Below are 13145 nucleotides of genomic sequence, written 5' to 3'. Positions count from 1 at the left end.
TCATCCATGACAGCAACGCCCCATCTCGCCCTGCCGCTGCTCGCTGCAGCGCAGGCGCAAAAGCACGTCACCCACAATGAAGCGCTCGCCGCCCTCGACGCCCTCGTCCATCTCGCCGTCAGGGAGCGCGGGCGAACCGCTCCGCCCGCTGCGCCGGAGGAGGGCGAACGCTATCTCTTCGGCGCAGGCGCGACCGGAGCCTTCGCTAACCACGAGGGCGACATCACCTTCTTCGATCTCGGGCTCTGGCGGTTTCTCGCACCCCGTCCCGGCTGGCGGGCCTATATGGAGGCGGAGGATCGGATCGTCGTCTTCGACGGCGCGCAGTGGCGCGATCTCGGCCACTACAGCCACGACATCGACAATCTCGACCGCTTGGGCATCGGCACCTCGGCGGATGACCTCAACAGGTTCGCTGCGAAACTCAACTCCGCCCCGTTCGCGGCTCTCGCGACGGAGGAGGGCGGAACCGGCGAGCTGCGCTTCGTGCTCAACAAGGCTGCGAGCACGAATGTGCTGTCCCAGCTCTATCAGCGGGGCTACAGCGGGCGCGCGGAGACGGGGCTCATCGGCAGCGACAATTTCGGCATCCGCGTTTCTTCCGACGGGAGCCTCTGGCGCGACGCCATGCTGGTGGATAGCGAGACGGGCGTCGTGTCCTTCCCGAGCGGCGTGTCCGGCCTGTCGGGAGAGAACCTGCTCATCAATTCCGCCTTTCTGGTGAACCAGCGCGGTTTCGCGGGCGGCCTCCTTTCGGGGAGCGCTTACGGCTTCGACCGCTGGAAGGCGGGGACAGGCGGCTGCACGCTGGGCCGCAATGCGGACGGCTCGTTGACGATCTCCGGCACCCTCGAGCAGATCGTCGATGCCGCGCAGGCCGGCTCTGCGACCGGCGCTGCGAGCTTTGCGGGCCGCACCCTGACGCTCTCCGTCGAGAACCCCTCCCGCGCGCTGCTCGTTCTCATCGGCACGAGGAGCGCGACCATCCCGGCGGGAACGGGACGCCGCTCCGCAACCGTCACGCTCGATGCGGGCGAAACGGGGCACATCCTGGTGCGGCTCGTCAGCTGGGAGGGATGCACCTTCCGGAACCCGAAGCTCGAGTTCGGGCCGGGGGCTACAGACTGGACCGGGGAGCCCGCCGAGATCGAGGAGATGCGCTGCCGCCGCTATTACCAGAGACTGGCGGTCAGCGGCGGAGCGCCTGTGGTCTTCGGCGCGCTCGGCCAGCGCATTGCAGGCAACATGATCGACCTCGTCTGTCCGTTGCCCATGCCGATGCGATCGGCTCCCGCCTTGCTGACCAGCGGATTCACCTGGGCGAACGCCCCGCCCGTGGGCAACCAGATCGGCTTCTCCGACAACGGCGGTTCCACCTGGGCGACGATCGCGGGCAGCCTGAGCGTGACGAATGCCGCCCCGTCCGGTTCCGCGGCCGTCGCCCTGCGTCTCCAGGCGGGCGCCTCCTTCGGCGGGACGGCCGGAGCGGTCGGAAAGCTCTATCTGGGTTCTTCGGCCTACATCGCCCTGCAGGCGGAACTCTGAGGTTCGGCAATGGTGTCTTCATCACGCTTCGAGCAGGCCGTCGCCGAGGTGCTGCGTCACGAGGGCGGCTTCGTCCAGCATCCCCTCGATCCCGGCGGCGCAACCAATTTCGGCATCACGCGGGCGACCCTCTCGCGGGCGCGGGGGCGGCCGGCTTCCGTCGAGGATGTCCGCTACCTGACGCGAGGAGGCCGCCTCCATCTACCGCCGCTTCTACTGGAATGCGGTGAAGGCCGACGAACTGCCGCCGGGCCTCGACCTCGCGCTGTTCGACATCGCCGTCCATTCGGGGCCGTCCCGGGCCGTGCGGATGCTCCAGGCGGTTCTCGGGGTCGGGACCGACGGCATCGTCGGTCCCGTGACCCTTGCGGCCGCATGGGCGGCCGACACGACCGAGACGATCCGCCGCCTGACCTGCGCGCGGCTCGGCTTTCTTGCCCGCCTGATCCCCTGGCCCGTCTTCGGGCGCGGCTGGCGCAGGCGGGTCCTCGCCGTCGAGCAGGAGGCCCTCCGGCTCGCCTCTTCATCAACCTCCACAAGGAATGCCTGACATGGACGACACCAAGACGATTCTCGCCAGCCGCACGGTCTGGTCCAATCTGGTGGGGCTCGCCGTCCTCATCCTCGGCCTTCTCGGCTTCGACGCCTCCGTTCTGAATACGGGCGACGTTGCGGAAGCCGCGGTCCAACTGGTCGCCGCCGGGAGCTTTATCGCCTCCACCGTGTTCCGGATCCTGGCGACAAAGCAGATCTTGAACTAAAACCTGCATTCAGGCTTCGTTCACTGCGGCAAGGGCATAGGCCTCTCATGCGTCTGGTTTGGCTGGTCATAGGGCTGTTGGCAATGATGGGGGCGGCGCACGCGCAGAGCGCGGCGAAGAAGGCCCTCCAGAACTGTCTTCCGCCGCGGGAAATGCAGGAGGCCGTGGCCTCCAAGAGCGTCGTCACGCCGGCTTCGGCGCTGATGACGGCCCGGCGCCAGGTGCCCAATTCCGATGTCGTGCGGGCCAATCTCTGCCGCAGCAGCGATGCGCTGGTTTATATCATCACGGCCTTGCAAAGGGACGGCCGCATCGTGCAAGTAACGATCGACGGTTCCTCCGGACGTGTGAAATCGGTCCGCTAAGGAAAGATCGAGACATGCGCCTTCTCGTTGTCGAGGACGACAAGACCCTCAACAAGCAGATCGTGGCCGCCCTCGAACAGGCGGGATACGCGGTCGATTCCGCCATGGACGGCGAGGAGGGGCAGTTCCTGGGGGATACCGAACCCTACGACGCCATCATCCTCGATCTCGGCCTGCCCAAGGTCGACGGCGTCACGGTCCTGACCTCCTGGCGGAGGGAGGGCAAGAAGACCCCGGTCATCATCCTGACCGCCCGCGACCGCTGGAGCGACAAGGTCCAGGGCTTCGATGCCGGCGCTGACGACTACGTGACGAAGCCCTTCCACATGGAGGAGCTTCTCGCCCGCGTCCGCGCCCTCCTGCGCCGCGCCACCGGCCACGCCACGAGCGAGATCAGCTGCGGTCCGGTGAAGCTCGACACGCGCTCGGGCCGCGTCGCCGTGGACGGCAATCCGGTGAAGCTCACCTCGCACGAATACCGGTTGCTCTCGTACCTCATGCACCATACGGGCCGCATCGTCTCGCGGGGCGAGCTGACGGAACACCTCTACGACCAGGACTTCGACCGTGACTCCAACACGATCGAGGTCTTCATCGGAAGGCTGCGCAAGAAGCTCGGCGTGGATATCATCCAGACCGTGCGCGGCCTGGGCTATCTCCTCGACGCCAGCCAGCCGAAGACGTGATCGGACTTCACCCGCTCATACGCCGGTTCGCCGGCCGGCCCATCGCCGTCCGGCTTGCGGTCTCCTCCGTCTTCTGGAGCTTCGCGATCCTGCTGATCGCGGGGCTGATCCTCTCGACCCTCTACCGGGACAACACGGAGAGGTCCTTCGACCAGCGCCTTCTGGTCTATGCCAACACGCTCGCCTCCAACCTCGTCGCGCCGGGGGACCCGGACCGCGATCTCGGCCCGGTCGGCGATCCCCGGTTCGAGCTACCCCTGTCCGGCTGGTATTGGCAGGTGGCCCGGCCCAATGCGCAGCCCGGCGAGATCCGCTCCTCCAAGTCCCTCTTCGGCGGTCTGCTGCCGAGCCTTGCGGTCTCCAGCGAGGATCGGTTCGGCCAGATCCGCCGCGGCTACGGCAAGGCGCCCGACGAGCGCAACCTGCGCATCATCGAGCGCGACATCGACCTGGGCGAGGACGGCCGCTACATCATCCGGGTCGCGGGCCCTGCGGATGAAATCGCGACGGATGTGCGCCGCTTCCTGCTCTCGCTCACCATCACCTTCGCGCTGCTCGGCCTCGCGCTCGGCCTGACGACGCTCCTGCAGATCCGCTTCGGCCTGCGGCCCCTGGCGAACCTCCGCAGCGCCCTGGGCACGATCCGGCGCGGCGAGGCGGAGCGGATCGCGGGCGAGTATCCCCGGGACATCTCCCCGCTCGCCAGCGAGTTGAACCTGCTGCTCGACACCAACCGGGAAATCCTGGAGCGGGCGCGCACGCAGGTCGGCAACCTGGCCCATGCGCTCAAGACGCCGCTGAGCATCATCACGAACGAGGCGGAGAACGCGCCCGAGGAGGTCGCCGCCAGGATCCGCGAGCAGGCCGCCCTGATGCGGGATCAGGTCAATTACTACCTCGACAGGGCTCGTGCGGCGGCGCTCGCCGGAACCCTGGGAACGCTCACCGAGGTGGAGCCCGTCATCGCCGGTCTCGCCCGCACCTTTGCGAAGATCTATCGCGAGAAGGACCTGGAGATCGAACTTGCGATCCCCCGCGACCTGCGCTTCCGCGGGGAGAAGCAGGACCTGGAGGAGATGGCGGGCAACCTCATCGACAATGCCGCCAAATGGGCATCCGCTAAGGTAGTGGTGGCGGTCGAGATCATCCGCGAGGACGCCGACCGGCCGCGCTTCCGCCTGCTGATCGACGACGACGGTCCCGGCCTTCCTGAAACGGCGCGGGCCGAGATGCTCAAGCGCGGTCGCCGCCTCGACGAGACCAAACCGGGTTCGGGCTTGGGCCTTTCCATCGTCAGCGATCTGGCGTCTCTCTATCGCGGCCAGCTCACCCTCGACGCCTCTCCGATGGGAGGCCTGCGGGCCGTGCTGGAGCTGCCAGGGGATAGAGGCTGACCCTATGTAGTTTTACGCGTGACACCGTGCCACCGTCGTGCTTCACGTGCTCTCGCTGTAATTAGGACTTTATGGTGATCTGGATAATCCTTCTCGTGATGACGGCCTTGGCCGTGATGGCGGTGCTATGGCCGCTGTCGCGTCATCGCGCCATCGCGGTCCAGGTCGATCCGGACACGCAATTCTACCGTGAGCAGATCGCCGAGATCGAACGCGACCTGAAGCGGGGCGCTCTGATGCCGGCCGAAGCCGAGGCCGCCAAGGCCGAAGCGGGACGCCGCCTCCTGCGGGCCACCGGCACGCACAGTGGGGAAACGGCCGCCGTCGGCGAGCCGGCCCTGCGCCGCCGCCGGGCTGTCTCCGCATTCGCCCTGTCCGCGATTCCCATTCTCGCCCTTGCGGTCTACGGCGCCTACGGCTCGCCTCATCTGCTCACCCATCCGCCGACGGCGCAGGTGCGCCAGCAGACGGAGCAGCTCGACCTGATGCGGGCCGTGGCCCAGATCGAGTCGCATCTCGCGCAGAACCCGCAGGACGGACGCGGCTGGGAGGTCGTCGCTCCGGTCTATATCCGCATGGGCCGCCTGGACGATGCAGCGAAGGCCTACGAGGCGGCTATCCGTCATCTCGGTCCGGAGCCGGACCGACTCGCCAATTACGGCGAGGTTCTCGTCCTTGCGAAGAACGGTCTCGTCTCGGCGGAGGCGCAGGCCGCCTTCGAGCAGGCGGTGAAGCTCGACCGAACCTCGCCCAAGGCCCGCTATTATCTCGCCCGCGCCGCCGAGCAGGACGGGCAGGTCGAGAAGGCGAAGGCAGGCTATTCCGAACTCCTGGCGATGTCGCCCGCCGATGCCCCGTGGACGGCGGTTGTCCGGCAGGAGCTGACCCGCCTCGGCGCGCCTGTGCCCGAGCCGCAGCCGGCGCTTGCGGGGCAGGGGGGCGCACCCCAGATAGGGGCCGAGGACATCGCCCGCATGGTATCCGGTCTGGCGAGCCGTCTCGAAGCCCAGGGCGGCACGGCGGAGGAATGGGTTCGCCTGATGCGCTCCTATGCGGTTCTGGGACAGCGGGACAAGGCTATCGAGGCCGCGAAACGCGCCCGGCAGGCCCTCGCCCAGGACGAAAAGGCCCTTGAGACCATCGACACGATGGCGCGCGAACTGAAACTGACCGACGCCCAGCCATGACCAGAAAACAACGCCGCCTGACCCTGATCGGTGTCGCGGGATGCGTTCTCGCAATCGCGATCGGCCTCGTTCTTTATGCGATGAACGACACCATCGTGTTCTTCAACTCGCCCGCGGACATCCAGGCGAAGAACGTGCAGCCAGGCACCCGCTTCCGGCTCGGGGGCCTCGTGAAGGAAGGCACCGTCGTGCGCGGTTCCGATCAGCAGATCTCCTTCGAGGTCATGGACGCCGAGGCGACGGTGAAGGTGAACTACAAGGGGCTGCTCCCGGACCTGTTCCGCGAAGGGCAGGGAATCGTCGCCGAGGGCGTTCTCGAGCAGCCGGGGTTCTTCCGGGCCGATACGGTTCTCGCCAAGCACGACGAGAATTATATGCCTCGCGAGGTGGCGGACACCCTGAAGAAGCAGGGCCATTGGCAGGGCGAGGCGCAGGCTGCGCCTGCGACCCAGTAACAGGCGAGGGAGTCATCTCGTGTTGGTTGAGGCCGGACATTTCGCTCTTGCGCTGGCGCTCGGGCTGTCCCTGATCCAGTTCGTCGTGCCGCTCTGGGGCGCGCGCTCCAACGATCCCGTCCTGATGGCTGTCGCGCCGACAACCGCCCTGGCGGTTCTCGGCTGCATCGCCTTCGCATTCTTCGCGCTGACGGTCGCCTATGTGACCTCCGATTTCTCTGTCCTGAACGTGGTCGAGAACTCCCATTCGACAAAGCCGATGATCTACAAGATCTCGGGCGTCTGGGGGAACCACGAGGGCTCCATGCTCCTTTGGGTGCTGATCCTCGCCCTCTTCGGCGGCGTGGTGGCGCTTGCCAAAAGCAGCGTCCCCGCACGGCTGCAGGCGAACACACTCGCAGTGCAGGCCGCGATCACCATCGCCTTCCTGCTCTTCATCCTGACGACGTCGAACCCGTTCACCCGCGTCATCCCCGCGCCGGCCGAGGGGCAGGACCTCAATCCGCTGCTGCAGGATCCCGGCCTCGCGATCCATCCGCCGCTGCTCTACATCGGCTATGTCGGCTTCTCGATCTCCTTCGCCTTCGCCTGCGCCGCCCTCATTGACGGGCGCATCGACGCGGTCTGGGCGCGGATCGTGCGCCCCTGGACCCTGGGGGCCTGGGCCTTTCTGACGCTGGGCATCGCCATGGGCTCGTACTGGGCCTATTACGAGCTCGGATGGGGCGGCTGGTGGTTCTGGGACCCGGTGGAGAACGCCTCCCTGATGCCGTGGCTTGCCGGCACCGCGCTGATGCATTCCACCGTGGTCATGGAGAAGCGCGACGCCCTGAAGGTGTGGACGATCCTGCTCGCGATCCTGACCTTCTCGCTCTCGCTGCTCGGGACCTTCCTCGTCCGCTCCGGCGTGCTGACCTCGGTCCACTCCTTCGCGGTCGATCCCGCGCGCGGCAGCTTCATTCTCGGCATTCTCATCATCTTCATCGGCGGATCGCTCGCGCTCTTCGCCTGGCGCGCGCCCATGCTGCGTCAGGGCGGGCTGTTCGCGCCGGTCTCACGCGAGGGCGCACTCGTCCTCAACAACCTCTTTCTCGCCACGGCCTGCGCGACGGTCTTCGTCGGAACCCTCTATCCCCTGGCGCTCGAGGTGATGACGGGCGAGAAGATCTCGGTTGGCGCGCCGTTCTTCAACGCCACCTTCCTGCCTCTGATCGTGCCGCTGCTGCTGCTCCTGCCTCTTGGACAGACGCTCGCCTGGAAGCGCGGCAACCTCCTCGGCACGGCGCAGCGCCTTTATGCGGTGTTCGGGATCGTGCTTCTGGCGACGATGGCCCTTCTGGCCTTCCGGCACGGCGGGCCGGTGGCGGCTCCCCTGGGCATCGGCCTCGGCGTCTATCTGGTGCTCGGCTCTCTCAACGAGATCGTCACACGCTCCTGGTCGAAGGAGAAGGGGCTCTCCATGGCGTGGCGCAAGGCCGCCGGCCTGCCGCGCTCCACCTGGGGCACGTTCATAGCCCATGCCGGCGTCGGCCTCACCGTGATCGGCATCGCCGCCACCGCCTGGGGCGTGGAGGGGCTTGGCTCCCTGAAAGTGGGCGAGAGCCTCAGGGCCGGAGCCTACGAGGCGCGGCTCGAACGCGTGACGCCGCGGGTCGAGGCCAATTACCGCGAGGATGTCGCCGTTCTGACCGTGCTCCGCGACGGCCGGGAGATGGGCACGCTCGAGACGATGAAGCGCCTCTACGTGACGCGCGGCATGCCGACCACGGAGGCGGGCATCATGACCATCGGCCTCGGCCAGGTCTATGCCAGCGTCGGCGAGATGCAGCCGGACGGCTCGGTGGGGATCCGGCTCTATCACAAGCCTCTCGTGCTGCTGATCTGGATCGGTTCCGTGGTGATGGCCCTGGGTGGCGGGATCTCGCTCACCGACCGGCGCCTGCGTATCGGCGCGCCCGCGCGGGCCAAAGCCGCGCCGGTCGCGGCCGTTCCGGCGGAGTAGGCCATGCGCTTCGTTCTCGCTCTTCTCGCATCGCTCGTCCTCAGCCTTTCGGCCTTCGCCGTCCAGCCGGACGAGGTGCTGAAGGATCCGGCCATGGAGAAGCGCGCCCGCGAGATTTCGGCGGGATTGCGCTGCCTCGTCTGCCAAAACCAGTCCATCGACGATTCCGATGCGCAGCTCGCCAAGGACCTGCGGCTCCTGGTCCGCGAGCGGCTCGTGGCAGGAGATACGAACGAGGAAGTAGAGAGCTACCTCGTGCAGCGCTATGGCGAGTTCGTCCTGCTCAAGCCGACCTTCGGCACGCATACCCTGCTGCTCTGGCTCACCCCCGCCCTCGTTCTCGTCCTCGGCGGGCTCGGCGCCTACGCTGCCCTGAGACGCCGTCCGCAGCCTGCCGCCGCCGCCCTCGACGACGAGGAGCGAAAGGCGCTCGAAGCGCTGCTCAGGCGCGACGGCAACGCGTAGAACGCGCACTCGCCAGCAGCAGAAATTCGAGGACGAATTTCCTGTCTGGCCGGTGCCGGCAGGAGCATAATCCCAGCACCGTTTTCGCTTCGCAGACATGCCAATTTGTCGCTGTGCGAATCTTTCGAGCGGGTGATATCGGGCGCTGACATCTCCCGACATCCTCACGCGAAAGATACGGTCGTGAAGCCAGCGGTCTTCGGATTGGGCTTGATCCTGCTCGCTCTGCCATCTGCTGCGCAGGCGGACGAAAACCTCGTCGCCAAGCGCGAGACCTGCCGCGCGGAGGCGAGAAAGCGCATCGCGCCTGCGGGCAAGGTCGATGTGGAAGAATACAGGCGCATCGTGGAGCGGCGGAGCGCCCATGTGAGTCAGTGCATGACCCGCATCGTCGTCGCCCGCCAGGAGGCCCCGCTGCCGCCCAGGCGCGTGCTGCAGGATGCGGCCGAAGTCGCAGAGACTCCTGTTGTCGCTCCGCCGGAAAGGAAGCCGCGCCGGATCCTCAAGCGCGCGGAGCGTCGGAAGGTGAAGGTGGCGTCGATCCGGTCATCCAAGGCCACCAAGGCCGCAAGGCCGAAGAGCAAAAAGCTCAGGCGGTCCGCCCGCAGGTACAAGTAACGGCTGCTCTGCCGAACCTTACCAATGTTTCATCTTCGGGTGAGTGCGCCGTAAGGCGCGAGCCCCCATCTTGCTCTCACGACGAACTCTCAGGAGTTCACCAGGAGAGACAAGAACATGCAGCAAAATGCTCCCAATTCCGCCCGCAAGCGCACCGCAAAGTGGCTCGGCGCCGCGGCCGTCGCCGCGCTGATCGCGGGCGGCGCCCTCGAGAGCGGTCTCGTTGCCCCCAATACCGCCCATGCCGAACTGCGCTCCATGGCGCAGCCTGTCCAGGGCGTGCCCTCCTTCGCCGACGTGATCGACCGGGCGAAGCCCGCCGTCGTCTCCGTGAAGGTCAAGGTCGAGCGCAAGAACGTGGCTTCCCGCCTCGATGACGGCGGCCAGCAGTTTTCGATGCCCGATCTTCCTCCCGGCCACCCGATGGAGCGCTTCTTCCGCCAGTTCCGCGACCAGTTCCGCAACGGCGAGAACGGCGATCGCCCCCAGCGGGGCGAGCGTCGCCAGCGTCCGCGTCAGTTCGGCCAGTCCCTCGGCTCCGGCTTCTTCATTTCCGCCGATGGCTATGTGGTGACCAACAACCACGTGGTCGATAACGGCTCCGAGGTTGTGGTGAGCATGGATGACGGCAAGGAACTCGAAGCCAAGGTCATCGGCACGGACCCGAAGACGGACCTCGCGCTCCTTAAAGTCGAGGGCAGCGACTTCCCGTATGTGCGCCTGGCACCCCAAAAGGCCCGCGTCGGCGACTGGGTGGTCGCCATCGGCAATCCGTTCGGCCTCGGCGGCACGGTCACGGCCGGCATCGTTTCGGCCCAGCACCGCGATATCGGCGCCGGTCCCTATGACGACTTCATCCAGATCGACGCCTCCGTGAACCGGGGCAACTCGGGCGGTCCGACCTTCAACCTCGCGGGCGAGGTCGTGGGCGTCAACACGGCGATCTTCTCGCCGTCGGGTGGCAATGTGGGTATTGCGTTTGCCATCCCGGCGAGCACGGTCGACCAGATCGTGACGGCGCTGAAGGAGAACGGCTCGGTGACCCGCGGTTACATCGGCGTGCAGATGCAGCCGGTGACCAAGGAGATCGCCGAAGCCATCGGCCTCAAGGAGCCGAAGGGCGTTCTCGTGGCCGAAGCCGTGAAGGATGGTCCTGCCGCCAAGGCCGGCGTCAAGACGGGCGATGCCGTCGTCGCAGTCGATGGCGAGACGGTGAAGGAGGCCAAGGACCTTTCCCGCAAGGTGGCCCAGATCGCCCCCGGCAAGTCCCTGTCGCTCACCCTCTACCGTGACGGCAAGGAGCGGAACGTGACCCTCGAGGTCGCGGCCCAGCCGAAGGGCGTCTGATCCCCTTCGGATTCGTCTGGGATGCCAGGTAACAGTTGATCGACCCTAGAACCTGGTGTCTTCTGCCCGCGGCAGGCCGGTCTTCCCCTCCAGACCGGCCTGCCGCTGGGCTTTTAACCACGTTGAACCTTTCGATGCGGATACTCATCATCGAGGACGACCGAGAGGCGGCCTCCTACCTCGTCAAGGCCTTTCGCGAAGCGGGCTACGTGGCGGATCACGCCGCCGACGGCCTGGACGGCTACGCCATGGCGGAGGCCGGGGACTACGACGTGCTCGTGGTCGACCGCATGCTGCCGAAGCTCGATGGCCTCTCCCTCATCCGTTCCCTGCGCGAGCAGAAGATCGAGACACCGGTCCTGATCCTCTCGGCCCTCGGCCAGGTGGACGACCGGGTGAAGGGCCTGCGCGCCGGCGGCGACGATTACCTTCCCAAGCCCTATGCCTTCTCCGAACTCCTCGCCCGGGTCGAGGTGCTCTCCCGCCGCCGCGCCGCGATGCCGGCGGCCGAGTCGACGGTCTATCGTATCGCGGATCTCGAGCTCGACCGCCTGTCCCACCGGGTCACGCGCTCCGGCCAGGAGATCCTTCTGCAGCCGCGTGAGTTCAGGCTGCTCGAATACCTGATGCGGAACGCCAATCAAGTCGTCACCCGCACCATGCTCCTGGAGCATGTGTGGGATTACCATTTCGACCCGCAGACGAACGTGATCGACGTTCACGTCTCGCGCCTGCGCGCCAAGATCGACAAGGGTTTTGACAAGCCGCTCATCCACACCATCCGCGGGGCCGGCTACATGGTTCGCGTCGGCGCGGAAGGCGCCGAGGAATGAGCGTGCTTTTATGAACGCCCTCGGCAAGCTCGTCCGGACGACGGCGTTCAAGCTGTCCTTCGCCTATCTCATCATCTTCACCGTCTTCGCCTTCGTCACGCTCGGCTATGTGGCCTGGAGCGCGCAGAAGCTTCTCACGGACCAGTTCGTCTCCACCATCCAGGCGGAGATCGGGGGCCTGGCCGAGCAGTACCGGATCGGCGGGCTGCGCCGCCTCGTCAACAGCGTCGAGCGGCGCTCCCGCAGGCCCGGAGCCTCGCTCTATCTCGTGACCACCAGCAATGGCGAGCGGATCGCGGGCAACGTCGTGGCGCTGCCCCCCGGCGTCATCGACCGGCCGGGCCAGTTCGAAACCTTCTACAGCCGCACAGAGGAAAGCGGCGAGAACGATGTCGAGCCCAGCCACGCCATTGTGCGCGTCTATCTTCTTCCCGGCGGTTTCCGCCTCATGGTCGGGCGCGATATCGAGGAGCGCAAGCGCCTGCGCGACATCATTCATCGCGCCTTCGGCTATTCGCTTCTCTTCATCGGCGTTCTCGGCTGCGTCGGCGCCTGGTTCATCGCGCGGCGCGTCCTCAAGCGTGTCGAGGACATGACCGAGACCACGCGCCACATCATGGCGGGCGATCTCGGAGGGCGGCTGAAGATCGCCGGAACTGGTGACGAACTCGACCGTCTTGCGCAGAACCTCAACGACATGCTCGAACGCATCGGCGAGCTGATGCACGGCATGCGCGAGGTCTCCGACAACATCGCCCACGATCTCAAGACGCCCCTGACGCGCCTGCGCAACAAGGCGGACGAGGCCCTGCGGACGGCCAAATCCCCCGACGAGCTGAAGGCCGCCCTGGAGGCCACCATCGAGGAGAGCGACAACCTCATCCGCATCTTCAACGCGCTTCTCATGATCGCGCGGCTGGAGGCCGGGAACGCCCGCGAAGGGCTTGCTGATTTCGACGCCGCCGAGGCCGTGCGGGATGTGGCAGAGCTCTACGAGGCGCTGGCCGAGGAGGCGGGCGTGGCGCTGGAGGTCGCGGTCGAAGGCGACCTGCCGGTTCACGGCAGCCGCGAGCTTCTGGGCCAGGCCATGGCGAACCTGCTCGACAATGCATTGAAGTACGGCGCCGCTCCCGGCGGCCCGGCCCAGGCGATCTCGGTCGAGGCCCGGCGGCGCGACGGAGAGGTGCTCGTCGTGGTGGCCGATCGCGGCCCCGGCATTCCGGAGGCCGAGCGGAATCGCGTGCTGGAGCGTTTCGTGCGGCTCGAGACGGCGCGCTCCCGCCCCGGCTTCGGCTTGGGCCTCAGCCTCGTAGCCGCGGTGGCGCGGCTTCACGGGGGAGCCCTCCGGCTGGAGGACAACAGGCCCGGACTGCGCGTCGTGCTGGCTCTGCCCCTGAAGGCGTAGGCTGCCCCGCAGCCCTCCCTCCAAACGGCGGCGTGAGCCTAAAAGAGGAGAGGCCTAGGGCAGTTTTCGATTGCCTCCGGCC

14 protein-coding genes and 1 pseudogene are annotated in these 13145 nt (G+C 66.9%); all 15 read left to right on the top strand.

Translation table 11 applies throughout. The annotated features are described in order from the left end of the window. The first annotated feature begins 6 nt into the window (after window positions 1-6). Window positions 7-1545: a DUF2793 domain-containing protein gene (locus LG661_RS10605; RefSeq protein WP_230531852.1), complete on the top strand. Its 1539-nt coding sequence runs from the start codon at window positions 7-9 to the stop codon at window positions 1543-1545. Window positions 1546-1554: 9 nt separating this feature from the next. Next, a pseudogene (locus LG661_RS25370) lies at window positions 1555-1777 on the top strand (glycosyl hydrolase 108 family protein); the annotation flags it as partial. Window positions 1778-1855: 78 nt separating this feature from the next. Then, window positions 1856-2095, top strand: coding sequence for a putative peptidoglycan-binding domain-containing protein (locus LG661_RS10595; RefSeq protein WP_230531897.1), 240 nt, complete (start codon window positions 1856-1858; stop codon window positions 2093-2095). Between the two features lies 1 nt (window position 2096). Next, the gene (locus tag LG661_RS10590; RefSeq protein WP_230531851.1) at window positions 2097-2306 is read left to right on the top strand and encodes a hypothetical protein; all 210 of its coding nucleotides are present in this window, start codon (window positions 2097-2099) and stop codon (window positions 2304-2306) included. A 47-nt stretch (window positions 2307-2353) separates the two neighbouring features. Continuing rightward, window positions 2354-2671, top strand: coding sequence for a PepSY domain-containing protein (locus LG661_RS10585; RefSeq protein WP_230531850.1), 318 nt, complete (start codon window positions 2354-2356; stop codon window positions 2669-2671). 14 nt (window positions 2672-2685) lie between these two features. Next, window positions 2686-3357 (top strand): response regulator transcription factor, encoded by a 672-nt coding sequence (locus LG661_RS10580; RefSeq protein ID WP_230531849.1) that lies wholly within the window; start codon window positions 2686-2688, stop codon window positions 3355-3357. Further along, window positions 3354-4751, top strand: coding sequence for a sensor histidine kinase (locus LG661_RS10575; RefSeq protein ID WP_230531848.1), 1398 nt, complete (start codon window positions 3354-3356; stop codon window positions 4749-4751). Before LG661_RS10580 ends, LG661_RS10575 begins: the two co-directional genes overlap by 4 nt. Before the next feature lie 71 nt (window positions 4752-4822). Then, complete coding sequence (gene ccmI, locus LG661_RS10570; protein ID WP_230531847.1) at window positions 4823-5938, top strand: c-type cytochrome biogenesis protein CcmI; 1116 nt, start codon at window positions 4823-4825, stop codon at window positions 5936-5938. Further along, window positions 5935-6393 carry a cytochrome c maturation protein CcmE gene (ccmE, locus tag LG661_RS10565; protein ID WP_230531846.1) on the top strand — a complete coding sequence of 153 codons (459 nt, stop codon included), beginning with the start codon at window positions 5935-5937 and terminating at the stop codon, window positions 6391-6393. The genes ccmI and ccmE overlap by 4 nt, the downstream gene beginning before the upstream one ends. 19 nt (window positions 6394-6412) lie before the next feature. After that, complete coding sequence (locus tag LG661_RS10560) at window positions 6413-8395, top strand: heme lyase CcmF/NrfE family subunit (RefSeq protein ID WP_230531845.1); 1983 nt, start codon at window positions 6413-6415, stop codon at window positions 8393-8395. A gap of 3 nt (window positions 8396-8398) precedes the next feature. Beyond that, window positions 8399-8860 carry a cytochrome c-type biogenesis protein gene (locus tag LG661_RS10555; protein WP_230531844.1) on the top strand — a complete coding sequence of 154 codons (462 nt, stop codon included), beginning with the start codon at window positions 8399-8401 and terminating at the stop codon, window positions 8858-8860. A gap of 183 nt (window positions 8861-9043) precedes the next feature. Beyond that, entirely contained in the window at window positions 9044-9478 is a 435-nt protein-coding gene (locus LG661_RS10550; RefSeq protein ID WP_230531843.1) for a hypothetical protein, read from the top strand. Between the two features lie 117 nt (window positions 9479-9595). Then, on the top strand, window positions 9596-10825 hold the full coding sequence (locus LG661_RS10545) for a S1C family serine protease (protein WP_230531842.1): 1230 nt from the start codon (window positions 9596-9598) through the stop codon (window positions 10823-10825). 134 nt (window positions 10826-10959) lie between these two features. Continuing rightward, a complete protein-coding gene (locus LG661_RS10540; protein ID WP_230531841.1) occupies window positions 10960-11658 on the top strand; it encodes a winged helix-turn-helix domain-containing protein in 699 nt (232 codons plus the stop codon). Between the two features lie 10 nt (window positions 11659-11668). Then, window positions 11669-13063, top strand: a complete 1395-nt coding sequence (locus LG661_RS10535) for a HAMP domain-containing sensor histidine kinase (RefSeq protein ID WP_230531840.1) — start codon at window positions 11669-11671, stop codon at window positions 13061-13063. Window positions 13064-13145: the final 82 nt, after the last annotated feature.

The organism is Microvirga roseola (assembly GCF_020866965.1).
Taxonomy (GTDB): Bacteria; Pseudomonadota; Alphaproteobacteria; order Rhizobiales; family Beijerinckiaceae; genus Microvirga; species Microvirga roseola.
This window is presented reverse-complemented; position numbering and strand designations above follow the sequence as displayed.

Excerpts from the sequence above, each read along its gene's own strand:
- LG661_RS10605 (WP_230531852.1), top strand. The coding sequence starts at position 7 with ATGACAGCAACGCCCCATCTCGCCCTGCCGCTGCTCGCTGCAGCGCAG.
- LG661_RS10595 (WP_230531897.1), top strand. The coding sequence starts at position 1,856 with ATGCTCCAGGCGGTTCTCGGGGTCGGGACCGACGGCATCGTCGGTCCC.
- LG661_RS10590 (WP_230531851.1), top strand. The coding sequence starts at position 2,097 with ATGGACGACACCAAGACGATTCTCGCCAGCCGCACGGTCTGGTCCAAT.
- LG661_RS10585 (WP_230531850.1), top strand. The coding sequence starts at position 2,354 with ATGCGTCTGGTTTGGCTGGTCATAGGGCTGTTGGCAATGATGGGGGCG.
- LG661_RS10580 (WP_230531849.1), top strand. The coding sequence starts at position 2,686 with ATGCGCCTTCTCGTTGTCGAGGACGACAAGACCCTCAACAAGCAGATC.
- ccmI (WP_230531847.1), top strand. The coding sequence starts at position 4,823 with ATGGTGATCTGGATAATCCTTCTCGTGATGACGGCCTTGGCCGTGATG.
- ccmE (WP_230531846.1), top strand. The coding sequence starts at position 5,935 with ATGACCAGAAAACAACGCCGCCTGACCCTGATCGGTGTCGCGGGATGC.
- LG661_RS10555 (WP_230531844.1), top strand. The coding sequence starts at position 8,399 with ATGCGCTTCGTTCTCGCTCTTCTCGCATCGCTCGTCCTCAGCCTTTCG.
- LG661_RS10545 (WP_230531842.1), top strand. The coding sequence starts at position 9,596 with ATGCAGCAAAATGCTCCCAATTCCGCCCGCAAGCGCACCGCAAAGTGG.
- LG661_RS10540 (WP_230531841.1), top strand. The coding sequence starts at position 10,960 with ATGCGGATACTCATCATCGAGGACGACCGAGAGGCGGCCTCCTACCTC.
- LG661_RS10535 (WP_230531840.1), top strand. The coding sequence starts at position 11,669 with ATGAACGCCCTCGGCAAGCTCGTCCGGACGACGGCGTTCAAGCTGTCC.